Here is a 22,593-nt window from a genome sequence, read left to right as displayed (position 1 = left end):
CCTTACCAACCTCCCGCTAATAAGAATAATCAGCTTTTACTGCCCTCAGATACTTATTCCCTTGTACATCTCCCGGAAAATCAGCAGTATAATTCAACATTTTAGCTACACCTGGCAGAAACCATAACTGCATTTGGAGCTTAATGTCCGATGATACATAGGTGTTTCTTTCCTCTGGATTTATTCCTGTGTTCAGTTGAATCAGAGCCAGCATCCGCGATAGCTGCAATTCCCCGCCTCCATGCATTATCATGAACAGTCGCAGATGATCACGGTAAGTCAGCTGCGCCGGCATATATTTAGATAAAGGAATCGCATCCTTCTCACAAAGCTGCAACATATCCTGAATGGCATGCTGGATTCCATACAACAGTGCCGCCGCTAGAACAGCCAGTGGATTTCCCAAGGTTGCCTTCTCTATAAAACCTTCCATCGTGCGAATGGACAACCTCATCGCGAATATTTCGGCATAGGCTGCGGCCACATTCCCCGCGGGATTATGAAATCCGTATAAAATGTATTCCAGCTCCTGAGCGCGAGGATCAAGCTGATCTGTGAGCTCACTAGTGTCTTCCAGAGAATTCAGTGCCAGACTAGCTAACTTTGAAACATCAAAATGCTGAAAATAAAGCGCGGAATACTCCGTTTGAAAAAGCCTGTCTCTAGCGCCCCCCATAATGCCACTCATTGCTGCATAAATCCCGTCAATATCCTTCATCGCCGAACTTCCAGCAGCATAGGGATCTGAGGATACTTCAGATTTATCAGAGGATTGAGACTCCAATCCGTTGTTAAATGAAACATTGTCCTCATAAAATTGATGAAGGATTTGATAACGTTCCATCGAAGCTGCCGCTCCGCTACCTAGCATTCTAATTTTGTCCAGCAGTGCTCTAACCTCGCCCAGCTTGGATTTGGCTTCCCACTCTACTTGCTTACGTGCTTTATCCGAGCTGCGATGCTGTTCAAGAAAAGCCAAATCTCTAGCGATAACACTTCCCTTCTTACCGTATTTTTTATAATAGTTGTCCACTACATGCGAAGCCCCTAGAACAGAGGAAATCATTTGGTAGGAATCGCCGTTGACTCCCAAAGCTTCATGCAGCTCTGCTGACAATCCTGTTACCGTCGGTTCAATGGATTCGTACACACTTTGCTGCATAAATAAACTATTCTCCATACTACTAATGTCAGCCGAAGAGAGGATCAAGGCATCTTCCTGTTCATGCAGCTTTTTAAGTGGCTCAGCACTTATTTCCCCTGAACTTCCCGGAATATCCCAGTCTTTAGCAGGATCGTCCGCCAGATTTACGCCACTTATTCGGGAAGCTGCCAAAACATCTCTCATCTCGTCATTCAATTGCTGCGCCTTGTTTAACGCATCCTTCGCTTCCTCCATTGATTGTCCATGTTCTTCACGAAAGGTTGTTAATAAGGCTGGGAGCCGCGATAACATTTCTGAAGTTCGGCTCTGATAAAGTGCCAACTGATAAGTGTACTTTGCAGGCTTTTTACTATCACGATACAGATCGTCGTAATATTTCCCGAGATAGTCACTATACTGTGCTGGTATATCCGCGGCTGCTTGCATGCTTCCGAGCGAATGGGCCGAGATAGAATCCCCGGGCGGATTCATAATCCATAGCAGTATTCTTCTTCCACTCTCCGCCGCTTGGCTTCTCCTCTCTAACATTAGATCCAAATTCTCTTCACGTTCATCATATAAAGGTTGCAGCTTACTAAGTAATTCGGTAGCTCTTGAGGCCTCTGCCATTACGCCTGACAGCGGTTTGAATTTACCTGCCAGCTCCAAGGCGAAATCTACCGGAGCCTTATACTTCATCTCTTCCAGTATTTGATGACGAAAAACATCATAACTTCCCAGCGGCCGGCTCCATTCCAAGGAGGAGGATTCCAGTGCAAAGGGTAAGAGATTGAACGTATCCCCCCGCCCACTTTTATGCAAATTTTCGTTGAGCACTTTGGACAGCAGCATATCTCCATTGCTATCACCAAATGCAAACAAACCGTACTTCTCTCGTAATTCAACATGATATGAAGACATAACAGAGCGGACACTGGCTCTCGCTAATCGTTCCTCCTGAACGTTGAACGCAGCAATTCGCGCATAATCAATCAGCACAGCAGTAAAAAGAAAGACGAAAGCCAGCACCATGATTAGAAAAATTGTAACTGAGCCTTCTGTTTTGCCCTTAGCAGGACAACCGGTAAATTTACTTTTCATTAAAACCCCCTCCCTTGAGCAGAGATTTTACTTATCCTGAAGCTTGGTCAGCATAGCAGAAGCATCCTTCTTATCCATGTAAACTGCTGATCCACTGCCCTCAGGGCCCCCTTTAAATTTAGCTCCGAAATAACGCATCAGGTCGACCGTACGAATAAACTCAACAGGCTCAACAATGATAGACTGGGCTTCAACAGTTGGTTTAGCCTCATCCGATAGAACCTTATCAAGCACAGGTAAGCTCAGCAGACGGTTTAACTCAGCACTTACTCTCCGTCCTGTAAGGCTGTGAGCATAACGCATAGTTCCTGGCATATTGTCCGGAATCATGGTAGACGAATGGCCCAGTTTAAGCACTGGCAAATCACCCTTATCTGATACTTCACCGGGCAACTCTATTGTCACGCCAGCACTGCCAGCTTCTGCACCGAATAATGAGGCTAGCAAGGCATCATCCCCAATTCTCCAATAAAGGGAGTCATACTCACCAGCCATGTAAGAACCAGAGACCTCCTTGTGACTGTTGTCCCAGTTGTAAGCCGCCCGCTCAGTAGCTCCTGAGGCCACTTGCAACAGCATGGACTTCTGATAGCTATACAAGCAAAAAAACAAAAGAAGCATCGTAATAAACATGACGATCGGCAACAGAAGTGAAGCTTCAATGGTAAAGCTGCCTTGATCACCCTTAAGCTTGTTCAATCGAATACTTCCTGGCTCTTTTCACCCGCCGTTTTAATTAAGGCTTCTACTACCTCTTGAATTTTGTCCTTAAACAAAAGAACAACCGCAATCAAGACAGCAATAATCAAAATCATCTCCAAAGTTCCTAAACCTTCCTCGTCTTCCCAAAAGTTCTTCATACTGTCCAACATTGTTGATACCATCAGCTTCAGCCTCCTACATTTTTAACATCAAAAATGCTGGCGTTCCCACCAGTACAATTACTATTAAAAAGATAACTACCATCGGGAAAACTAATTTGGAGGATGCCTGCTCTCCGCGCGTCCGGCTAAGTGCCTTTCGTTTATCCCACAGCATCCGCGACAGATCACGTAGCGATAGCACAAAATCCGCTCCACCTCTGCGATAATTCAGCAGAACTGTCGTTGTGAATACCGATATCTCCTGCACAGCGCATCTCTTGCTGAAATTTTCAAACGCCTGCTGGAAGGAATATCCGCCCTCCCATTCACTAGTCATAATCATTAGCTCCTTATACAGAGGATGATTCGTATCCCCTCGGTGGCTTTCCACACAGCGAATAATAGCTCGTTGCACGGTCTCTCCTGCGCCAACCAACAACACAATACTGTTCAGCAGCTCTGGCAATTCGAGCATAATATTCTGCTCCCTTACCCTCACCTTTTTGTGCAGATCACTGACCATAGCGGTTGGTAGAGCAATTGCCAAAAAAGCACCCAATATCATACCTGCCTGTTCGCCACTAAATGCTGTGATCAAGCTTCCACCTACAAGCAACAGCCAGCTGTAACTTATCATCTCACCCATGAACAGCAGGGTCCGCTCTGCGCTATAACGCATCCCATAACTGCGCTGTAGAGAACGCTGAATTCTGAACAGCAGTGAGGGAAACCGACTGGCGATACCACTCTTCTCAATAAGCAGTAATAACGGTTCGCCTAACTTCCGAAGCCGTAATCCTTCCATAGGAAGACTGCGTAACGCGACATATCTGTTGCCGCATTGAATTCGCAGTAGAACCCAGACTATCAGCAAAATAACAGTAACCACCGCACATAGCCAGCGCATGTTTTCACCCCCTTCACAGTGGAATGTCCATTATTTTAGTAGTCCAGAGATAACATAGGAATAAAGCAACAAGCGCTATTGTCGATATGGCTATACCCGCTCCTGTATACATAGGTTGCATATATTCTCCAGCCGTCAAACTCATAAACATCACCATGATCAGCGGAGATATCAGCAGTGCCTTAGCCTCAAATTTCTTCTGAGCAATACTTACAGCAATATCCTGCTGAATATCCAGCTTCTCACCGATAATCGTTGATGTACGGCGCACCACTTCTACAAGATCACCGCCAGTACGTTTACAGACCGAGAACACATCCGCGAATCGCTCGATGTCCTCCATTCCCGCTCTTACACTAAAGTTCCGCAGCGCTTCTTCCACAGGCTGTCCATATTCCATGCGTGCACAGATAATGTTTAACTCGGAGATCATATCACTGCTTCCCTCCGGGTCGAGCATACGTAAATCCTGAACCGCCTCTCGGAATGCATTCTCCACCGAACGCCCAGCTGAAAGGGAGGAAGACAGCGAAAATAACGTCTGCTTAAATTGTAAATTCAGTGCATTTCGACGTCTTTTCAGTAGATAGTTACGCAGTATATGCGGGGCATAAGCTCCGCCCGGCATAAGCAGCAACGACAGCAGCCAATGATGATAAAAAAGATATCCAATTCCATACATCAGCAGTCCACCTGCAATAAGGGTCAGAATCCTCTGCAGCAAGGTCAATTCGTATACCTTATAATCTGGTAATAACGAAGGACCATCAGGATCCGCTTCTACAGGCTTTGCAGCAACAAATTTAAACTTAAGCATGACCTCCCCCCTTCTGGAATTTTGAATCTCTATTGAGCCAATGGATAGGAGGTTACACCAGCCATCCTAAGCTTCGTTGTATGCAACAATGGGTTACCACAGGGAAGCAGCCCCCCTTGCACCCTTCCCTCTCGTTCACCAGCTTCTTGAAATTCATATAAGGGATTCAAGATCACTTCCCCGTCTTTCAACCCCGCAACCTCACTGATCTCCATCACCCGCCTGGAACGATCACGAAGACGGGATAAGTGTACAAAGATATCAATTGCCGATGAAATTTGCTGGCGAACAACAGCTACCGGAAGCTCCGCAGCACTCAGCACCATCGTCTCCAGTCGACTGACCATATCGTGTGCGCTGTTACTATGGCCCGAAGACAAGCTTCCATCGTGTCCGGTGTTCATCGCCTGCAGCATATCGAGACATTCCGCTCCCCGTACCTCCCCCACAACAATCCGGTTGGGCCGCATTCGCAGGGAAGTACGAATCAAATCTCGGATGGAAATCTCCCCTCTACCTTCCGTGTTGGCATTCCTGGTCTCCAGTGAAACAAGGTTCGGCACGGTTACAATCTGCAGTTCAGCGGAATCCTCTATCGTAATGACCCTCTCCTGTGGGGGGATATACTGAGATAACGCATTAAGAAAAGTAGTCTTCCCAGAGCCGGTCCCGCCACTAATAAAAATATTGTATTTAGCAGCCACTAAAATTTGCAGCAGCTCTGCGGCTTCCAAGCTTAAGGCTTCACGACGGACTAAATCCTGCATCGTCATCGGTGTTTCTGGGAATTTACGAATAGTCATCGCTGGGCCTTTCAGAGCTACTGGCGGAAGCACGATATTTACACGCGATCCGTCTTTTAGCCGAGCGTCAACGATAGGAGAAGAGTCATTTACAACCCGGTTCACACCGGATACAACCGTCTGGATAATATCCTCCAACCTGCTGCTGGACTCAAATTCCAAATGAAGGCGACGAATCTGACCCTCCTCTTCTACAAAAATCTCAGTATGGCTGTTAATCATAATCTCAGTGATCGCCGGATTATCCACTAAGGGCTGAAGCACATCCAACCCTCGAAAAGAATCGAACAATCTCTTCACGAGCTCATGTTTCTCCTGTGCTGTTAAATAACGCAGATTTTCGCTGTCCAAAATTGTCCTTTCAATATATTGGGTGAGTTCACGATTTCCAACTGCAGAAGTAACATCTAATCCTGCCCGGATGTCACTACGAAGTGCCTTAAACATTTCCTCATTCATGTAAACCCTTACCAGTGAATACTTGCGGAAGCGACGGTTCTATAATCTGCTTGCACAGCTGTAAGATCTCCCTTTGGAATTGTGGTGAGTTTAGAAAAAGCTCCTCACGATGCTGCAGTGTCCAAGATGGGATATATGGAAGTACACCTTCAACGGTTATCCCTTCGGGAGGTGCCCACACCTCCAAACCATCTGCAGCAAAATTCACTGCAAATCTACTTTTATCCATCACTTGGGAGGGCATACCAGAATTAGGAGCATTACAATGGGATAGCCATCTCATGGTCTTATGAATGCTTACCTCATCATTTCTAACTACCCACAATAGAATTCCGCATTTATGTAACACAGCTTTGGCACGTTCTTCTTCAATACTGCCGGTATCTACAATCACTACGTCAAAATTCCTTTCGGCAACCAACAGCCCCAATAAATCTAGCGTATCCTGCGTAGTCATCTGCAGCATTTCTTTTACATTAATAATTGGCCTAAATGCAGCGCTTCGAAGGTGATCATACCTGATGACGTATTGTCCCAAATCAATCGTATCGGCTCCGCCCTTATCTCGACTAGCTTTGATTTCATAAAGGAGCCGCTCTAGTCCAGGCGTATCCCCTGCAGGGGGGCGCAAAAATAATCCACTGCTGTCCACACTTTCAAGATTCAAATAAAAGACTGAAAGCCCCATTTCACCTAGCTGCTTAGCCATATTCATAGCTACTGTGGTTTTGCCCGTGTTCCCGCTTGAGGAGACGATACCGAGCAGCAGCGTTTCATCTAATACAGAGGAACCTCTAGCTCGTTTCACTTCACATAGCTGAAGAAATGCTCCTAGCAGAGAAGGCAGCGCCTGATACTTCGCAATCATAATGCCTCCAGCCAAGCTCTTAGAACTCCTGCTAAGATAAGCACCCTCCTCACTCAAAACTGCCCAAGGCACCTTATTTCTTCCCTCCACAAGCCAAGCCTCGATAAAAGTAACGTCACCTACAACAGCATCCGGCATATCCTCTCCCCTCATAAATTCGATAAAAGCATCCAGCCGGCTAAAAGCCGTAATTCGCAGCATTTCTCCATACTCACTATGATGAAGATAGTGTAGCAATGGTTCGATATATTGGCTTTCACGCACTGCGAGTACAATCCTTGCCGCCATAAAACCTCTCTCCTTTCGTAAGAAATTTATAAATATTATCAAAAAAAAGACAGCAAAAAAGCACCGACAATAACCGTGGATACGGTACATTGAACGGTGCTTCCGTTACTATCCCTTTAATTTACAGCTATAGTAGCATATATATAAGAAGGCAGCAATAAGTTTTTTCGCACATCAAGTGGTTTTTAGACTCTCATCGTATCTTCACGCCAATTCTTGATGGCAGACCGGATATCGGCAGGACTAAGCTTTTCCTTCACCGCCCGCTGACATAGTGCCGGAAACTCTTCATCTCCTGCATACCGAAGCGCAATAATCTGAGCTAATTCAAGCTCTGGATTTAATGCTTCACCTGTCAATCGGAAATACCGGAATTGCTCCTCCACCCTCACTACTCGATCCTGATTTTTTGTCGCATAAATTCGAATTCGAGTAATCGCAAATAACAGGCATAGAGATAAACCAAATAATAGCAAGGGCACTGTTAAAGCACCATCATCACGTAACACCTGAACGACATAAATTCCCGACCATACAAATATAATCAGCGCAAGCGGCATAGTTACAAAATGATAAGGCCAATCAAAACGCATAAAACCTTTAGGTTTCCCCTTATTCATAATTCATCTCCATATTTATTTGACTTATATATTACTGAAGCTTGGTCTCTCCAGGTATAGCCACGACAAATGGTTTTCTAGTATCGTCCCACGTCAGAGACTGTCCTGAAACTTTAGTAGTTCCATCCGCATGAACCATTCCATAAATAATCTGACTTCCCCAAACACTCGTATAAAAAGAGGCATAAGATGGAGCTAGAACAGGTGCTTTACCATATTCCTTCGCAACTGGGTAACCGAATATCGCGGTAAAATCTTTATTTGTAGCCTCTTTGGACATATCTAGATCAGCTTCCCAAACTACTTTTACAATATTATCCTTGATCTCATAATACTTTACGAAATGTCCATACATTATAAAATAACCATCAGATCTGCCTTCAGGAAAATAATACGCCATGGACAATGCTTCATTATCACCCGTCAATTTGGAGGGTTCTCTTTCTTCAACCGGGAATTGCAAAGCAGCTATGCGGGAAACAACTAAGTCATTACTATTATAATTCTGCACAAGTTTAGCATTGGCCCGTTCCTGAACCCAGACTGTATTCGTAGCAGCATCTACTGTTACTCTCGCTCCAAGAGCCTCCGCAATAAATCGCAGGGGTACCGCTACTCTTCCATCCACTATTTTGGCCGATACATCCAATTGTACAGCTTCCGAGTTCTTCCAAGCCGTCCGTGAACCAACCGTAAGCTTAATCTTCATAGAATCTCTAGCAATCGTAGCTTGCTTGGTATTGGCATCCCATTGAATAGAAGTATTCTTGAATCTTTCAAAAGCTTTCAGCGGAACCAGCGTCTTCCCCGACACGATTTGCACACCAACATCCACACTTGAATTGTTCACCATAATACGAAGCTTGGGGGCAGCTGAGGCCGTACCGATCATACTTAAAGATAACAACATGACTATAAAAAGCAGAAGTCCTTTCCGTTTCACTATTCGTTCACTCCTAGTGATAGTATGAAAAAACTATACCAATTTATAGTTTCATTATAACATTCTCCCAGATTATGGTTTACAAAAATCTCCGTTTGATCTCTGGGGTAGGGAGCATACACTGCTCATCACGTCCGAACCAACGATAGCGGTTCTTAGCTACATACCGATAAAGGGCATTGCGCAATGGGCGTGGTACTAAGATGAACACGTATGCGGCAGGCCAAGGAAATCTCAATTTACGGGCAATTCTTAGCACAGCGGCCGACTCTGTATAATACACTCCGTTCTCCAGTAAAATCACCGTGTTTAATTGTCCAGGCTGAAGTCCGGACTCTTTCATTAGATTTGCCGCAATCTCATTCTGTAAAGGTGCGAATAGAAATTTAGCCTCGGGGTCACGCGGGATAATGAAACGAACTACCCCCTGGCAAAGATGACACACTCCGTCTATCAACACAATGGACTTATCTTTCATAAGGTTCAGTTCTTCGTTCATGGCTCCCCCTCCGTCTTAAAGGCGTAAATTTCTGCTTTTTTGGGTAAACAAAAACGCGGGATATCCTCCCGCGCCATCAAGTGCCGTTCTTTAATTATTCTGCGATTGCTTTCTCAATCCATTGATCCCCGATCATTTGCCCTTCGAAATCAGCAGTGAATGCCTCCATGCATTTGCAGATGAAATCTTTGCGGCAAATTGGACATGGAGTTTTAAGCAGGCGGCTGATGTTCGTCATTTTCCATTCCGGAAACCGATGATAAAACGCGCGGCACTCCGTTCCATCAGCAAGCTTGATAATGAACTCGTACAATCCTTCCTTATCGTTGCTGCTGGCTTTGGTCACATTCGTAATATTCGGTCTGTAAGACATCTTCATCACCCATTATTTAAATTTTTGGTTGTAAATTGCACACGCAGGCACATTCTCAGATACTTAGACATATTAAAGAATTTTAAGGGTGATGTCAACCAAAGACGCCTAACACGGCAGCTATTTATTACTCTTTTATGATTTACGTCTCTATTTAGCCATTATTTCCATAAAATATATACAGATACATTTAATCAACAATCTTTAATTCAACCTCGATATTACCTCTGGTTGCTTTGGAGTAAGGACAGAATTCGTGAGCCTTCTTCGCCAGTTCCTCTGCTTTGTCATGCTCAATCCCTGGCAGCTTCACATCCATTCTCACAGCTAGTCTAAAGCCTCCATCACTGTCATCCTTCCCAATGGACACATTACAAGTTACCTCCACGTCATGGAGTTTCACGCCCTCTTTACGAGCGATATTCGCTAGTGCACTCTCGTAACACGCTCCATAACCAGCCGAGAATAATTGCTCTGGATTGGTACCAGAACCTCCCGGTCCTCCAAGCTCTTTAGGCATGCTTAGATTATGCTTTAACACGCCATCCGAGGATTCAATGGAGCCTTCACGACCGCCATGGACTGTTGTAGTTGCTGTGTATAATGCTTTCATGAGTCATCTTCTCCTTCATCAAGCTGTATTGGTCATGCTCATACTTTATACTTTAAACAACAGGTATGATTTGAAACGAAGATGAGGAATGATTCATAATACTTTCTTATTTGGCTCCAGACCATAAATAGTGTACAATTAAATTGTTAAAAACTTAAATTAACTATGGAGGTGTCATCCATGAGTATTTATGATTTTGAGGTCAACACTCTTAAGGGTGAAGAGGAATCATTGTCAAAGTACAAAGGTAAAGTACTCCTGGTTGTGAATACTGCCAGCAAATGTGGATTTACTCCCCAGTATAAAGGTCTTCAGGAAGTGTACGAGAAGTTTAAGGACCGCGGGTTCGAAGTATTAGGATTTCCAAGCAATCAATTTGCTGGACAAGAGCCTGGCGAAAGTGATGAAATTGCGGAATACTGCGAGATTAATTATGGGGTAACCTTTCCTATGTTCGAGAAGATTGATGTAAAAGGTGATGAAGCACATCCATTATTCAAATACTTATCTAAGGAAGCCCCTGGTGTCTTAGGCTCAAAAAACGTGAAATGGAACTTTACGAAGTTTCTAGTTGACCAAGATGGCCGTGTTCTAAAACGGTTTGCTCCTAAAACCACTCCACAGCAGATCGAATCCGATATTTCCAAGCTTTTAAAATAATTCTTTAGTAAAAGGATACTCACCACATCACACAGCCCCCCTGTTGTTATGCGGTAAAGTATCCTTTTCAACTTGAAAGAACGTCATAATATCGCTATATATCAGCACCCTTTAATCTCTTGGAATATTTTATAATATGGTTGGAATATTTTTTCTGGGAGGGATAATCGGTGACTGTTCAACTGCTTGATATACCCGAACTAAATGTTATTGGCTGGGCAAATGTAAACTCATCCGGGGAGCCATACGCGAATCTTTGGGAATATGTTTTTGGCGAGCTGGATATTGATGCAAAATTTGATGCTATACCCACAAAAGTTCAAAGCAGCGGTTGTTATCTCGGTCTATTTCAGAACCGTACATCCGTGCCTACACTGTGGGAGCATACCGCATGGGATACTGATTTTTTCCTTGGTGTTGAAGTCGAGCAGTTAGATTGTATCCCTGAAGGCCTTGTTCATAAGAAACTTCCTGCGTCTACCTATGCTATATTTACTGCAAAAGGTTTCCCTCAGTTGGCTTTTCAACACACCTGGAATTATATACATAATGAATGGCTGCCGGATTCCGGTTATAAGTTCAACCCTGATGGAGTCTTTTACATCCAATACACGGAAAAGTCCGGTCCGGATGATGAAGGATTCGAAGCCAATCTATGCGTGCCGCTTGTAAAGAAGTAGGTTATGTGATTGAGGAATGTACAAAAAAAGAAGCCTTGCATCGCAAGGCCTCTTTCTTCATTCTGTATGCGGTAGAGAGGACTCGAACCTCCACGGGTATACACCCACTACCCCCTCAAGATAGCGTGTCTGCCATTCCACCACTACCGCGCGGTGTGTTAAACATAGAACATAAATTTGTTTGAGGTCAACATTCATTATTATAAATGTACTTTTCTCAAAAGTAAAGATACAGATTTTAAGATTCTTCGTCGACCATTTTCTGTTTACGATATTCAGCAAAAGCTATATATTCCTTGATAAAATTCTTTTCTGCTGGAAGCAATTCATCTACTCGGCTTTCCGATAGCTGAACATCACTCAAATCATAGTCTACGCCGCTCTCTCGTACAGTATCCGGTGTATCTTTGCCGAGAATAAGCCAGTCCAGACTAACATGAAAAAAATCACCGATCTCAATCAGCTTATGTGTTCCTGGAGTAGTCTTCCCCCGCTTCCAATCTCCCATATTACCTGTGCTGATATTTAACTGCTCACAGAATGATTTTTTGGTCAAACCTTTCTGCTTAATCAGGTATTCTATACGTTCGTATATGGTCTGCATCGGTGAATCGCCCTCCATCTAAAAATAAATTACTTATTTACGTAATTTCCTATTGCAAAATAACGTAAAAAAGTATATAATTAGTATTGTTATGTATTATCCGATTATATCATATGGCTGGAGTGACGATAAGAGGCGACTCAGGTGACAAGTATCTGTTAGAATACCGTCTGGCCCCCTTTGTTAACTTATCATCCTGAATGATCTCTAGGAGGGAGCGGTGACTTTTGTCAAAATGCTTATCATCTTCCATTATCCATTCACTTGAAGCTTTACCGCACAATGCGGTGGTGATCAACAGTCATGGGATTATCCAGTTCACCAACAGTAGGTGGAAGGCCTTTAGTCATGAATATGGTCTGTCTACTAATAAGAAATGGATTGGTGCGTATTACTCAGAGCTCATGCAAGATGTGATTATCGATCCCGATCAATGGGCCAAGCTTTATGAATCAGTGAAATATATACTCCGCAGAGAGCATCAGGTTTATACTTCCGAATTCTCCATACAAACCGCTAATAAAGGGAAACGAATCTTCCGTTTGGAGATCTATCCATTTCTCTCAGATCCGCACCCAGAAGCCACTTTTATAATTTCACTATATGATGTGGGCCCCTATAAAGAAGAACCTCTTCATCCGGAGATCATAAACCTCCGTTCAACCTTACCATCATCTTTTGAGCTAATCCCAATCTGTGCTTCCTGTAAATGTATTCGTAATCCCAAGGATGAATGGATCACCATTGAACATTTCTTAAAGCATCAGCTTTCTTTGCAATTCACCCATGATATCTGCCCAGACTGCATAAGACAGCTCTATCCCCAGTATGCTGGGGCTTTTAAGAGATGACCTGAGGCCACTGAATTTCACTTCTGATCTTATAAAAAAAAGTAAGAAATCCTCTGCGAACAAAGGGTTTCTTACTTTTTATTTGTATGCGGTAGAGAGGACTCGAACCTCCACGGGTATACACCCACTACCCCCTCAAGATAGCGTGTCTGCCATTCCACCACTACCGCATAATATGACCCGTATGGGATTCGAACCCATGTTACCTCCGTGAAAGGGAGGTGTCTTAACCCCTTGACCAACGGGCCATGCTTTACAAGTTATTTTCTTGTCACAACAAAAATGAGTATATCAAACCATAAGAATTTTGACAAGCCTTTTTTTAAAAAAAGTTTAAACTAAAAGAAACGCGCACCAATAAAGGTACGCGCCTCTAATCACAACGCTTATGGATTTACTTTTGCCTCAAAGGTTTGTACTCCATCTACAAACTTTAGCACCACAGCTGCTTTTACCGGGTCATGCGTTTCATTCATAGTGATTTTACCCGTGGCCAGTTGTAAATCCTTCGTCCCCGCCAGTGCATCCTTCAGCTTCTCAGGTTCTGTGGAATCCGCACGTGTAATGGCGTCTGCCACTAGTTTCACGGCGTCATATCCAAGCGCAGCCATCCCATCTGGAACAAGATCACCGTTAGCAGCTTTGAAGGCATCTACGAACGATTTTACTTCTGGCGAGCTATCTTCAGGTGAATAGTGATTGGACATAAACGTATTGTTTAGGGCATCCGCTCCGGCAATCTCAGCCAGTTGAGGTGAATCCCAGCCATCCCCGCCCATAAACGGAACGGTGATCCCCATTTCGCGAGCTTGCTTTACGATTTTGCCGACCTCCTCATAATAGCCTGGAAGATAAATAACATCGGGATTAGCTTCTTTAATACGTGTTAATACAGCTTTAAAATCAGAATCTTTTTGTTGATAGGATTCTTCGCTTAAGATAGAGCCACCGTTCTTAGTAAACGTTGCTTTAAAGAAGGTCTGCAGCCCTTTGGAATAATCGCTTGAAGCATCCGTATAAATAACAGCCGTCTTCGCTTTAAGTGTATCCTTAGCAAAGTTAGCCATTACTTCACCTTGGAAAGGATCAATAAAAGAGGCCCGGAATACCCATTCGTTCAAATCTCCAGTACGTTCATCAACTGTCACTTTGGGATTGGTGGCTGAGGAGCTAACCAGCGGGATGCCTTTTTCTTGAGCAACGGGAACAATCCCGAGGGTATTCGTAGATGTAGTTGCACCGATAATAGCTACAACTTTATGGGTAGTAATCAGCTTTTGCGCTGCGCGTGTCGCCTCTTCCGACTTGGAGGCATTATCCGCTTCAATCAGTTCAAGTTTTTTGCCTAGTATTCCACCTGCGTCATTAATTTCTTTTACCGCCAGCTTTGCCCCTTTGAGTGCAGAATCACCGAAGGAAGCCTGGCCGCCTGTAAGCTCAAGGTCTGCTCCAATCTTGATGGTCCCTCCACCAGCATTCCCACCTTCAGCAGTAGTGTTGTCTGTCTTGTTCCCACAGCCTGCCAGCAATCCACCAGCCAGTAACGCAGTCAGCAATATGGCCCCGATTTTCTTCATCCTCTTCCAGCCTCCCAAAATAAATAATTTATAGGTTCTTTCTGTGATGCTGTTATGAACTAGCCGATGAATTAATGTCCCAGATAAGCCATTCTGATCTCTTCCGAATCTGCCAATTCCTTGGCATCTCCCTCAAGCACCACTCTGCCCGTCTCAAGAACGTAAGCCCGATGAGCAATTTTAAGCGCCTGATGGGCATTTTGTTCTACAAGAAGCACTGTTGTTCCAGAGGCATTTACTTCCTGGATGATCCGAAAAATATCCTGAACGAGTAATGGAGCAAGCCCCATCGAGGGTTCATCTAATAATAAAAGCTTGGGATGCCCCATCATCGCACGCCCCATAGCAAGCATCTGCTGCTCCCCGCCGGATAATGTGCCGGCAAGCTGTTTTTTTCTTTCTAAAAGACGCGGGAAGGTGGAGTAGACCTTGGCAAAATCAGCAGCTAAGCTGCCCGAATCTTGTAAAAAAGCTCCTAGCTCCAGATTTTCTTCCACAGACATATTAGCAAATACACGCCTGCCTTCCGGACAATGAATAAGCCCCTGTTTTACGATGGACTGAACACTCTGATTCGTAATAGACTTATCCATGAAATCTATACTGCCTGTTTTGGGTTTCAGTAGCCCCGAAAGCGTCTTAAGCAATGTGGACTTACCCGCTCCATTTGCGCCGATTAGAGTTACAATCTCACCTTCTTTTACATTCATACTTAAATCCTTCAAAGCATGAATAGCCCCATAATATACATTGATCCCCTGTACGCTAAGCATGGTCCACTACGCCTCCTGTCCCAAATAGGCTTCTATGACTTTGGGATGATTCCGTATTTCAACGGGCGTACCTTCAGCAATCAACATTCCGCGATCCAGCACATAAATCCGGTCACACACCCCCATAACCAGGGACATATCGTGCTCGATAAGCAGGATCGTCAGCTCAAACTCTTCACGGATCCAGGCAATAAGATTCATTAGATCCCGAGTTTCATTCGGGTTCATCCCTGCGGCTGGTTCATCCAATAGCAAAAGCTTAGGTCCTGCTGCAAGCGCGCGCGCAATTTCCAAACGCCTTTGATTTCCGTAGCTAAGATTCCCGGCACATTCATCACATTGATCGGCAAGATTAAATATTTTGAGAATATCCATAGCCTTTTGCGTAATTTCGTTTTCTTCTGCAAAATGCTTAGGCAGGCGGAGCATGGAAGTGAACATCGAATGTCTGGCATGCTGGTGAAATGCGATCTTAACGTTATCCAGCACCGTCATAGAGGTAAACAGACGGATATTCTGAAATGTCCGTGCTGCCCCTTTTCGGTTAATCCGATAAGGCTTCATCCCGCCTACTGCCTGATTGCTGAGGATAATATCGCCACTGGAAGGCGGGTATACACCTGTCAGCAAGTTAAAAAGGGTTGTTTTTCCCGCGCCATTAGGTCCGATGAGCCCAATCAACTCGCCTTTATTAATATGGAGAGATACCTCGTTAAGCGCCTTAAGCCCGCCAAATGCACGACTTGCTTGTTGAACATCAAGAAGCACTTCCACTGTTGATGCTGTCACTTGGTTTGACCTCCTTTTTAGACCATTTCAAGAAAGAAAAACCCGTGCTGCCAAGCAGCCCCTTAGGCCGAAAAATCATCATCAGAATTAGAATCGCCGAGTAAATAATCATCCGCAGCTCCGGATATTCCTGAAGCACCGTGAAGAGCACCGTCAGTACAATCGCACCCACGATGGCCCCGCTTGTACTTCCTAGTCCACCTAACACAACCATGACTAGAATTTCGAATGATTTTAGAAAATTAAAGCTTCCAGGATTGATGACGTAGAACTTATGAGCAGAGAGACCACCAGCTATCCCCGCAAATAATGCTCCAAGTGAAAAAGCAATGACTTTGTACAAAGTTGTATTAATCCCCATCGCTTCAGCAGCAATTTCATTCTCACGAATCGCTATACAAGCCCGGCCGTGAGTGGAACGTATAAAGTTATTGATCACAACAATCGTGACCAATGTGAACAGAAACATAATCGTCCAAGTCGTTTGATTAGGGATGCCGCTTAGGCCTGAAGCTCCGCCCACATATTCTGTATTGAGCAGGACAATCCGGATAATCTCACCAAATCCCAGCGTAGCAATCGCCAGATAGTCTCCATTCAGCCGCAAGGTCGGAATCCCGATAAGCACACCGAAAAATGCAGCAACCAGTCCAGAGATCACTAGCGCCAGCACGAATGGCATATCAAAGTTCAAAGTTAAAATGGAAGAAACATAAGCACCAATGGACATAAATCCAGCATGCCCGATTGAGAATTGCCCCGTTATCCCATTAATCAGATTCAAAGACACCGCCAGCATGACATTTATACAAATTAGAATTAGCGTAGACTCCATGACATCATCAAATATTCCCGTTGTTAGAAGAACTTGAATGACGATATATAGCATGATAGAAAAGACAATGCCTATCCAAAATGACTTGTTTATCTTCTTCATACGGCATCACCCTACACTTTCTCGCGGACATTTTTACCAAATAGCCCGGATGGTTTAAAGATAAGGATTAGGATGAGTACAGCAAATGCCACACCATCACGCCACGAAGAGTATCCCAGAGAAGAAACCTCTGTCTCGACTGTGCCCAGCAGAAGTCCCCCTACCAGAGCACCAGGAATACTGCCAATGCCACCTAAAACCGCAGCCACAAAAGCTTTAAGCCCCGGAAGTACCCCCATCATCGGATCCACTGAATTGTAAGTCATTCCGAAAATAACGCCTGCTGCTGCCGCAAGTGCAGATCCTATCGCGAAGGTGGCTGAAATGGTCCGATCTACATTAATCCCCATCAACCGTGCTGCTTCCATATCAAAAGAAACGGCCCGCATCGCTTTACCAATCTTTGTTCGGTGCACAATATACTGAAGGATGATCATCAAAATAACCGTCGTCCCCAAGATCATGATTTGATTGGAGTCCACCTGAATCGAGGAACCAAACAAGTTGTATTGCTGCTTATTAAGAATCTCCGGAAATCCTTTAGCCTGAGGACCAAGCACAAACACACCGCTGTATTCCAGCAAAAAAGAAACGCCAATTGCAGTAATCAACACAGCGATTCGCGAAGCTTTTCGTAGAGGTTTGTATGCTAGCCGTTCGATTGACATCCCCAGCAACGCACTGATTGTCATAGAGACCACCAATGAGATAAGTAAGACCAGGATCGGAGGAAGCCCTGCTGAAGCCAAGTACCTGGCACTGAACAATCCAATAAACGACCCAACCATAAACACATCCCCATGGGCGAAATTGATCAATTTAATAATCCCGTAAACCATGGTGTACCCAAGTGCGATCAGAGCATAGATGCTCCCTACAGAAATCCCGTTAATTAACTGTTGAATGAAATACTCCATCGCCGTCCCCCAATCCCCATATTTATTTTTAAAAACACCTTTCTTTAGCTTACATTCATTTTCATCGTTTTATGTCACTTATATTAACACAGTAATATACATGCGTCAGTAAAATTTGTGGTTTTTACTATAATATTCATTATTTTATGTTATATTACATAACATTTTAAGTTAATCCTTTGGGATGTATAAAGATAGAAAGTGGGTAAAGAGAAGAAAATAGGAGAATTATGGAGATTTTTAAAGTTTGATTTTCAGAGGGAGAGTCTTTGATTTTACCTACAGATTGCATTTAATGATAAATAATATAACATTTGTCTCTTTCGACGTGTGTTTTTCGAGTTTATTATGAGTTACCGGTCAAGTTGTTTCTCTATTTTCGCGCAAAAAAAAGCTCTGTCCCACACAATAATCGAGTGAGAGAAAGCTAATTATGGTGGTCAGCTCCATTCTTTGAACTTCCGTCACGAGTCAATTACTCATCATTTTCTTTTTTAATTCTTTAATCTGCGTCATATGATGTAGGTCATGCGATATAAAATCCTTTAAATAGGACTCAAAGGAAAACCTTCCGTCCACATATTTGTCTGAGTATTTCCCCTCTTCAAGACTACTTATACAATCTAATATTAAGTTACGATACTTCACAGTCAATTCTATTAATTCGTCTTTGGTTTTTGTTTGACCATATGTAACAGCATCATTATTGAATTGATCGAAATCAATAAGTTGAAGTGTTATCGCTTTATCGCATGCTATCGGTTCTATCGTCGATTCATAGAAGTATTTATCCCATAATAAAATATGACTAACAACATCATGAATGGTCCATTTTCCTTCAGCGATGGGTGTTTTCCAATCTAAATCAATAATTTCTAGAACAAATCCATTCCATTCCTTAAACTGATTTAGCAAATCTGATCTGTTATTCATTGGCACATCTCCTTTTTTTGATAAACACCAAAATTCTAACAAAATCTCTTTAATTCATTCCTATATAGTTCATAGTTCGCTTCATCGAAACATATAAAAACAATCTTATTTATTTCCGACTTATTATGAATCATTGAGTTATTTATAATTACATCCATCTGAAATCCCCCCCGAAGTATATTAGTTGCGAACAAGTATCAAGTGCTGATTGACATTCAAGCGGCTTAAATCACCCTAGGAAACAGTCGTTAGCATTAGACTCGTGGGGTTGTCCACCTGGCTAACTCTTCTTCAAACCTTTTACCTTCTATCGAACCAACACCTCGTGGTCCACAGCGTGAACGTATTGTTCGCAGATATCTAGCTTTTTCGGAGCTACTAATATGTTCTTCAGCATCCAGCTATTTTTTATATATGTAATCGATAAATCCTTGTCGTATCCATTCACCTTCAAACTTTCTTTCCAGTACTCGATCTTCTTTGTATATTAACTGCAAATCATCAAACATAGAATCCGCCTCATGATAATCATAATAAGAGTGTATTACGAATTCATCATCTTCCATTTGTTCAAACTGACTATCCCCCAAATCAACTCCATCGCCGACTCGAAAATCCTTTAGGGTTAAAAAATTTACAAATAATAATCCATTAGGTTTTAGAACTCGTTTCATTTCATTTATCGCTTTTTTTACATCTTGTTTTCTCATATGAAAAATAGAGTTATACGAATACACAAAACTCATTGACTCATCACTTAGCGCCAACTGTCTCATGTCGCCTTGTTGTATATTTAGAATCTGTCCCCTTTCAGTTGCGAACTGATTAGCTCTTTTAATTTGTTCGTCATTCACCTCAATTCCGTTTGTACTGTATCCATAGTTCGCAAACAAACTTAGTGGAGGTGAATCCCCTCCCGCTCCGCAGTCTAATATGTTTTTTTCCATACCACTTTCATTGCATAATGCCAAAAATCTGTACAAGGGGATTTGCTTAAACAGTTCCATGTTGATTCCACTCCTTTGACCATGTAGTTATTGGATTTACTCATAGATCTTTCCCATATAAATTATTTGAGCACATCTCTTCCATGGGTTTTCAGGTTGGTTAATATGATTTGCAGGAAATATAATATGCGCTCATAAAATACTTTATTGAATCCCCGCAGTTCCAAATGTCTCTCTAATAACTTTTTCGTATTCATCCCATTTAAAGCAAAAAGGGCCTATATCAATAGCCTTATTACCGGATTCTAATTTGAAATCTCTCCATATAATAAGATCCCCTTCTCTCTCAATAAACACTGATATAAAGCCACATTCTTCATCACCACACCAGGGACAGACTAATATTGGGTACCTGCAGTACAAATATTCATGCATTTCGTTTAACAAAAAATAGTTAATCATTTTCCTTTGATGCTCTTCACTACCCCACCCGAGGGAAGGAACCCTATCATATTTTTTTAACATTTGGTAAAGAGATCTACCATCAATTATTACGTCGGCAAAAATAGTATTTTTATTTCCCTCTTGATCCGGATCAAAACTATCATATCGGCTTGACGGTTTTGTTTGTATTTGATTTATAGTTTTCATGCTCCTCCTTTAAACTCTTCACACTTATCAAATAAACATTCGATCCCTCCACACCATTCACCTTCCAAAATATTGAATTCACCGTTTCTCAGAATCGCATATAGCAACCGAAAAATAAATTCACACAACAAAAAAGAGCTCCCAGAATGGAAGCTCTTCTTATGTAATTCAGAACGGAGAGAGTGGGATTCGAACCCACGCACCGCTTACGCAGTCTAACCCCTTAGCAGAGGGTCCCCTTATAGCCACTTGGGTATCTCTCCATGAAAATGGCTCCCCGAACAGGACTCGAACCTGTGACAACTCGATTAACAGTCGAGTGCTCTACCAACTGAGCTATCAGGGAACATTACAAGTGAACATGAATTAATTTATCATGATTTCAAGGTCTAGTCAAGCGGGCAAAATAATTTTTGTGATCGTTTTCAAATTTATGCTATGATTCGGCCGCTTCTAGATTTTTTAAAGAGATTTCCATCCCTCTCCGACTATAGATTACACCATTCTCCATCCTGCGGAAGCTGTACCCGATCCCCCAACGATTCCTTCTCTAAATGAGCTTTTAGCTTATCTCGGGTAACCAAACAATGGTTAATGGCGTCCATGTGCACAGCAATCACTTTAGTAGAAGGAGCATATTCACATAGGTCTACGACATCCTGCTCATTCATTGTAATATGACATCCGCTTAAAAACTGCGCACCACCAGCATTCACAACTGTCACCTCAGGTTTAAAAACGTCCAATGCCATTTTCACCTTATCACACCAAATCGTATCTCCAGCCACATATAGAACAGGTTCGCCTTCCGCCTGAAACACAAACCCGGATACCTTACCCATAAGTTTACCAGTCACTCCAGTGCCATGCCGTCCATCCGTACGTGTTATAGTTATTCCATTAAACGTCAGTGAATCGCTAATTTCCGTGGTATGCTCAAACCCCTGCTTCGCTAATTTATCTCCATCTCCTTCCTGACATAATAGTGGTAGATCATGCGGCAACAAAGAAATGGCAGCGGCATCCCAATGATCCTGATGAAGATGTGTGACAAGAATTGCATTAGGACTCAGCCATTGTTCTACGGCTCCCGGCAAAGGAACGAGCGGATTGCGGCGATCATTTTCAGTATTAAAAATAGGCGGATTAGCACCCTGTTCACTCAACATAGGATCAATTAAAAATGTACTGCCACCATACTTTAGCCATAGGGTCGCGTTGCGGATATGCTGTATTTTCATCGGAAGCCCTTCTTTCTTTCAGATATCTTCTGCTACAATTAATTATAGTTGGACCTTGAAACAGAATACATTGAGATTGGAAAAAGATTGGTCCGTTTTACTTTCACGCAGAAAGGATTTTAGATAATAATGAGTTCTTATTTTATAGATGATGTAGATTTTCGCATCCTGCAGCTTCTAATTGAAGATTCCACGATCAGTCACAGAGATATTGGGCAGCAAGTGCATATGACCGGTCAGGCTGTGGGCGCACGTATTCGCAAAATGCAAGACACTGGAGTGATTGAAGGCTACACGGTCCGCTGGAATCCGGATAAGGTTGGGGAGACTATTCATGCCTTTATTACTGTTTTTTTGGGTTCGAATACCGTCCACCCAGCCCTTCAGACATTCGCAAAGCAGCATGATAGTGTAAAAGAAATACATAGGGTCAGCGGAGAAGGCTGCTACTGGATACGTGTTAATATCGGAAGCCAAGAGGAGTTGAATAGCTTTCTCGACGAACTGCTGAATTTCGGAAATTACAGAGTCAATCTATCGATGGGAAAACTGAAGTAAGGCTGCATCGAAATAGGATATGAAGCTACTATCGGACCCAGTTGACCTTATACTCAGCATAATCGCATATTTGGCATACTATCGGACCCCATTGCCTCTATTGGCACGAAAAACACCAAATATGAGCCTCTTTCGAACTAATAGCGTCACTTGAGTCCGAAACCCTGCCCAAAAGGC

General features: G+C 43.1%; 26 protein-coding genes and 5 tRNA genes. 4 read left to right on the top strand and 27 right to left on the bottom strand.

What is annotated here, in order from left to right:
* Window positions 1–16: 16 nt before the first annotated feature.
* The 12 genes from MKZ16_RS05885 to MKZ16_RS05830 form a co-directional block, all read right to left on the bottom strand.
* Window positions 17–2,245 carry a hypothetical protein gene (locus MKZ16_RS05885; RefSeq protein ID WP_076104848.1) on the bottom strand — a complete coding sequence of 743 codons (2,229 nt, stop codon included), beginning with the start codon at window positions 2,243–2,245 and terminating at the stop codon, window positions 17–19.
* A 27-nt stretch (window positions 2,246–2,272) separates the two neighbouring features.
* A complete protein-coding gene (locus MKZ16_RS05880; protein ID WP_235219464.1) occupies window positions 2,273–2,944 on the bottom strand; it encodes a TadE family protein in 672 nt (223 codons plus the stop codon).
* Window positions 2,941–3,129 carry a Flp1 family type IVb pilin gene (locus tag MKZ16_RS05875; protein WP_036681690.1) on the bottom strand — a complete coding sequence of 63 codons (189 nt, stop codon included), beginning with the start codon at window positions 3,127–3,129 and terminating at the stop codon, window positions 2,941–2,943. The genes MKZ16_RS05880 and MKZ16_RS05875 overlap by 4 nt, the downstream gene beginning before the upstream one ends.
* A 13-nt stretch (window positions 3,130–3,142) precedes the next feature.
* Window positions 3,143–4,015, bottom strand: a complete 873-nt coding sequence (locus tag MKZ16_RS05870; RefSeq protein ID WP_076104849.1) for a type II secretion system F family protein — start codon at window positions 4,013–4,015, stop codon at window positions 3,143–3,145.
* Window positions 4,016–4,028: 13 nt separating this feature from the next.
* Window positions 4,029–4,832, bottom strand: a complete 804-nt coding sequence (locus MKZ16_RS05865; protein WP_076104850.1) for a type II secretion system F family protein — start codon at window positions 4,830–4,832, stop codon at window positions 4,029–4,031.
* A gap of 29 nt (window positions 4,833–4,861) precedes the next feature.
* The gene (locus MKZ16_RS05860; protein WP_076104851.1) at window positions 4,862–6,094 is read right to left on the bottom strand and encodes a CpaF family protein; all 1,233 of its coding nucleotides are present in this window, start codon (window positions 6,092–6,094) and stop codon (window positions 4,862–4,864) included.
* Window positions 6,087–7,250, bottom strand: coding sequence for a hypothetical protein (locus MKZ16_RS05855; RefSeq protein ID WP_051491201.1), 1,164 nt, complete (start codon window positions 7,248–7,250; stop codon window positions 6,087–6,089). The genes MKZ16_RS05860 and MKZ16_RS05855 overlap by 8 nt, the downstream gene beginning before the upstream one ends.
* Before the next feature lie 185 nt (window positions 7,251–7,435).
* Entirely contained in the window at window positions 7,436–7,870 is a 435-nt protein-coding gene (locus MKZ16_RS05850) for a DUF6526 family protein (RefSeq protein ID WP_036681683.1), read from the bottom strand.
* A 31-nt stretch (window positions 7,871–7,901) separates the two neighbouring features.
* Window positions 7,902–8,813, bottom strand: a complete 912-nt coding sequence (locus MKZ16_RS05845) for a copper amine oxidase N-terminal domain-containing protein (RefSeq protein WP_076104852.1) — start codon at window positions 8,811–8,813, stop codon at window positions 7,902–7,904.
* A gap of 79 nt (window positions 8,814–8,892) precedes the next feature.
* Window positions 8,893–9,312 (bottom strand): thiol-disulfide oxidoreductase DCC family protein, encoded by a 420-nt coding sequence (locus tag MKZ16_RS05840; protein ID WP_038569098.1) that lies wholly within the window; start codon window positions 9,310–9,312, stop codon window positions 8,893–8,895.
* 94 nt (window positions 9,313–9,406) lie between these two features.
* Window positions 9,407–9,685 (bottom strand): hypothetical protein, encoded by a 279-nt coding sequence (locus tag MKZ16_RS05835; RefSeq protein ID WP_036681678.1) that lies wholly within the window; start codon window positions 9,683–9,685, stop codon window positions 9,407–9,409.
* A gap of 190 nt (window positions 9,686–9,875) precedes the next feature.
* Window positions 9,876–10,298 (bottom strand): organic hydroperoxide resistance protein, encoded by a 423-nt coding sequence (locus tag MKZ16_RS05830; RefSeq protein ID WP_036681676.1) that lies wholly within the window; start codon window positions 10,296–10,298, stop codon window positions 9,876–9,878.
* Window positions 10,299–10,478: 180 nt separating this feature from the next.
* Between MKZ16_RS05830 and MKZ16_RS05825 the strand changes: the two genes are divergently transcribed.
* Complete coding sequence (locus MKZ16_RS05825) at window positions 10,479–10,958, top strand: glutathione peroxidase (protein ID WP_036681674.1); 480 nt, start codon at window positions 10,479–10,481, stop codon at window positions 10,956–10,958.
* A gap of 170 nt (window positions 10,959–11,128) precedes the next feature.
* Window positions 11,129–11,638: a GyrI-like domain-containing protein gene (locus tag MKZ16_RS05820; RefSeq protein ID WP_076104853.1), complete on the top strand. Its 510-nt coding sequence runs from the start codon at window positions 11,129–11,131 to the stop codon at window positions 11,636–11,638.
* A gap of 67 nt (window positions 11,639–11,705) precedes the next feature.
* Here MKZ16_RS05820 and MKZ16_RS05815 read toward each other — a convergent pair.
* Window positions 11,706–11,788 (bottom strand) — tRNA-Leu (locus tag MKZ16_RS05815).
* An 88-nt stretch (window positions 11,789–11,876) separates the two neighbouring features.
* Window positions 11,877–12,242 carry a helix-turn-helix domain-containing protein gene (locus tag MKZ16_RS05810; RefSeq protein ID WP_036681672.1) on the bottom strand — a complete coding sequence of 122 codons (366 nt, stop codon included), beginning with the start codon at window positions 12,240–12,242 and terminating at the stop codon, window positions 11,877–11,879.
* A gap of 227 nt (window positions 12,243–12,469) precedes the next feature.
* Here MKZ16_RS05810 and MKZ16_RS05805 point away from each other — a divergent pair, with 227 nt between their 5' ends.
* Complete coding sequence (locus tag MKZ16_RS05805; protein ID WP_051491199.1) at window positions 12,470–13,093, top strand: hypothetical protein; 624 nt, start codon at window positions 12,470–12,472, stop codon at window positions 13,091–13,093.
* A gap of 87 nt (window positions 13,094–13,180) precedes the next feature.
* Here the strand turns inward: MKZ16_RS05805 and MKZ16_RS05800 are convergent.
* From MKZ16_RS05800 to MKZ16_RS05740, 13 genes are all read right to left on the bottom strand, one after another.
* Window positions 13,181–13,263: transfer RNA gene (locus MKZ16_RS05800), tRNA-Leu, on the bottom strand.
* A gap of 6 nt (window positions 13,264–13,269) precedes the next feature.
* Window positions 13,270–13,341: transfer RNA gene (locus tag MKZ16_RS05795), tRNA-Glu, on the bottom strand.
* A 138-nt stretch (window positions 13,342–13,479) separates the two neighbouring features.
* Entirely contained in the window at window positions 13,480–14,670 is a 1,191-nt protein-coding gene (locus MKZ16_RS05790; RefSeq protein ID WP_036681667.1) for an ABC transporter substrate-binding protein, read from the bottom strand.
* Between the two features lie 71 nt (window positions 14,671–14,741).
* Window positions 14,742–15,443, bottom strand: coding sequence for an ABC transporter ATP-binding protein (locus MKZ16_RS05785; protein WP_076106949.1), 702 nt, complete (start codon window positions 15,441–15,443; stop codon window positions 14,742–14,744).
* Window positions 15,444–15,449: 6 nt separating this feature from the next.
* Entirely contained in the window at window positions 15,450–16,232 is a 783-nt protein-coding gene (locus tag MKZ16_RS05780; RefSeq protein WP_076106951.1) for an ABC transporter ATP-binding protein, read from the bottom strand.
* The gene (locus MKZ16_RS05775; protein WP_036681661.1) at window positions 16,201–17,169 is read right to left on the bottom strand and encodes a branched-chain amino acid ABC transporter permease; all 969 of its coding nucleotides are present in this window, start codon (window positions 17,167–17,169) and stop codon (window positions 16,201–16,203) included. The genes MKZ16_RS05780 and MKZ16_RS05775 overlap by 32 nt, the downstream gene beginning before the upstream one ends.
* Window positions 17,170–17,180: 11 nt before the next feature.
* Complete coding sequence (locus MKZ16_RS05770) at window positions 17,181–18,086, bottom strand: branched-chain amino acid ABC transporter permease (RefSeq protein WP_076106953.1); 906 nt, start codon at window positions 18,084–18,086, stop codon at window positions 17,181–17,183.
* Between the two features lie 471 nt (window positions 18,087–18,557).
* On the bottom strand, window positions 18,558–19,019 hold the full coding sequence (locus tag MKZ16_RS05765; protein WP_036681655.1) for a DinB family protein: 462 nt from the start codon (window positions 19,017–19,019) through the stop codon (window positions 18,558–18,560).
* 401 nt (window positions 19,020–19,420) lie between these two features.
* The gene (locus tag MKZ16_RS05760; protein ID WP_076106955.1) at window positions 19,421–20,026 is read right to left on the bottom strand and encodes a class I SAM-dependent methyltransferase; all 606 of its coding nucleotides are present in this window, start codon (window positions 20,024–20,026) and stop codon (window positions 19,421–19,423) included.
* Window positions 20,027–20,170: 144 nt separating this feature from the next.
* Window positions 20,171–20,617 (bottom strand): oxidoreductase, encoded by a 447-nt coding sequence (locus MKZ16_RS05755; protein WP_076106957.1) that lies wholly within the window; start codon window positions 20,615–20,617, stop codon window positions 20,171–20,173.
* A 174-nt stretch (window positions 20,618–20,791) separates the two neighbouring features.
* Window positions 20,792–20,880: transfer RNA gene (locus MKZ16_RS05750), tRNA-Ser, on the bottom strand.
* 7 nt (window positions 20,881–20,887) lie between these two features.
* A tRNA-Asn gene (locus MKZ16_RS05745) sits at window positions 20,888–20,963 on the bottom strand.
* A 142-nt stretch (window positions 20,964–21,105) separates the two neighbouring features.
* A complete protein-coding gene (locus MKZ16_RS05740; RefSeq protein WP_076104659.1) occupies window positions 21,106–21,858 on the bottom strand; it encodes an MBL fold metallo-hydrolase in 753 nt (250 codons plus the stop codon).
* A 129-nt stretch (window positions 21,859–21,987) separates the two neighbouring features.
* On the opposite strand from MKZ16_RS05740, the gene MKZ16_RS05735 reads away from it, so the two are divergent.
* Complete coding sequence (locus MKZ16_RS05735; protein WP_076104660.1) at window positions 21,988–22,416, top strand: Lrp/AsnC family transcriptional regulator; 429 nt, start codon at window positions 21,988–21,990, stop codon at window positions 22,414–22,416.
* The last annotated feature ends 177 nt before the right edge of the window (window positions 22,417–22,593 follow it).

This window comes from Paenibacillus sp. FSL R5-0928 (genome assembly GCF_037970385.1).
Taxonomy (GTDB): domain Bacteria; phylum Bacillota; class Bacilli; order Paenibacillales; family Paenibacillaceae; genus Paenibacillus_AQ; species Paenibacillus_AQ odorifer.
The sequence above is the reverse complement of the archived record's forward strand: the minus strand, read 5'-3'. Positions and strand labels throughout refer to the sequence as shown.

Coding starts and splice junctions, on each gene's coding strand:
- MKZ16_RS05855 (WP_051491201.1), bottom strand. CDS start 7,250: ATGGCGGCAAGGATTGTACTCGCAGTGCGTGAAAGCCAATATATCGAA.
- MKZ16_RS05840 (WP_038569098.1), bottom strand. CDS start 9,312: ATGAACGAAGAACTGAACCTTATGAAAGATAAGTCCATTGTGTTGATA.
- MKZ16_RS05865 (WP_076104850.1), bottom strand. CDS start 4,832: ATGCTTAAGTTTAAATTTGTTGCTGCAAAGCCTGTAGAAGCGGATCCT.
- MKZ16_RS05760 (WP_076106955.1), bottom strand. CDS start 20,026: ATGGAACTGTTTAAGCAAATCCCCTTGTACAGATTTTTGGCATTATGC.
- MKZ16_RS05885 (WP_076104848.1), bottom strand. CDS start 2,245: ATGAAAAGTAAATTTACCGGTTGTCCTGCTAAGGGCAAAACAGAAGGC.
- MKZ16_RS05875 (WP_036681690.1), bottom strand. CDS start 3,129: ATGGTATCAACAATGTTGGACAGTATGAAGAACTTTTGGGAAGACGAG.
- MKZ16_RS05850 (WP_036681683.1), bottom strand. CDS start 7,870: ATGAATAAGGGGAAACCTAAAGGTTTTATGCGTTTTGATTGGCCTTAT.
- MKZ16_RS05870 (WP_076104849.1), bottom strand. CDS start 4,015: ATGCGCTGGCTATGTGCGGTGGTTACTGTTATTTTGCTGATAGTCTGG.
- MKZ16_RS05860 (WP_076104851.1), bottom strand. CDS start 6,094: ATGAATGAGGAAATGTTTAAGGCACTTCGTAGTGACATCCGGGCAGGA.
- MKZ16_RS05765 (WP_036681655.1), bottom strand. CDS start 19,019: ATGAATAACAGATCAGATTTGCTAAATCAGTTTAAGGAATGGAATGGA.
- MKZ16_RS05735 (WP_076104660.1), top strand. CDS start 21,988: ATGAGTTCTTATTTTATAGATGATGTAGATTTTCGCATCCTGCAGCTT.
- MKZ16_RS05835 (WP_036681678.1), bottom strand. CDS start 9,685: ATGTCTTACAGACCGAATATTACGAATGTGACCAAAGCCAGCAGCAAC.
- MKZ16_RS05770 (WP_076106953.1), bottom strand. CDS start 18,086: ATGGAGTATTTCATTCAACAGTTAATTAACGGGATTTCTGTAGGGAGC.
- MKZ16_RS05790 (WP_036681667.1), bottom strand. CDS start 14,670: ATGAAGAAAATCGGGGCCATATTGCTGACTGCGTTACTGGCTGGTGGA.
- MKZ16_RS05775 (WP_036681661.1), bottom strand. CDS start 17,169: ATGAAGAAGATAAACAAGTCATTTTGGATAGGCATTGTCTTTTCTATC.
- MKZ16_RS05810 (WP_036681672.1), bottom strand. CDS start 12,242: ATGCAGACCATATACGAACGTATAGAATACCTGATTAAGCAGAAAGGT.
- MKZ16_RS05785 (WP_076106949.1), bottom strand. CDS start 15,443: ATGCTTAGCGTACAGGGGATCAATGTATATTATGGGGCTATTCATGCT.
- MKZ16_RS05755 (WP_076106957.1), bottom strand. CDS start 20,617: ATGAAAACTATAAATCAAATACAAACAAAACCGTCAAGCCGATATGAT.
- MKZ16_RS05825 (WP_036681674.1), top strand. CDS start 10,479: ATGAGTATTTATGATTTTGAGGTCAACACTCTTAAGGGTGAAGAGGAA.
- MKZ16_RS05830 (WP_036681676.1), bottom strand. CDS start 10,298: ATGAAAGCATTATACACAGCAACTACAACAGTCCATGGCGGTCGTGAA.
- MKZ16_RS05740 (WP_076104659.1), bottom strand. CDS start 21,858: ATGAAAATACAGCATATCCGCAACGCGACCCTATGGCTAAAGTATGGT.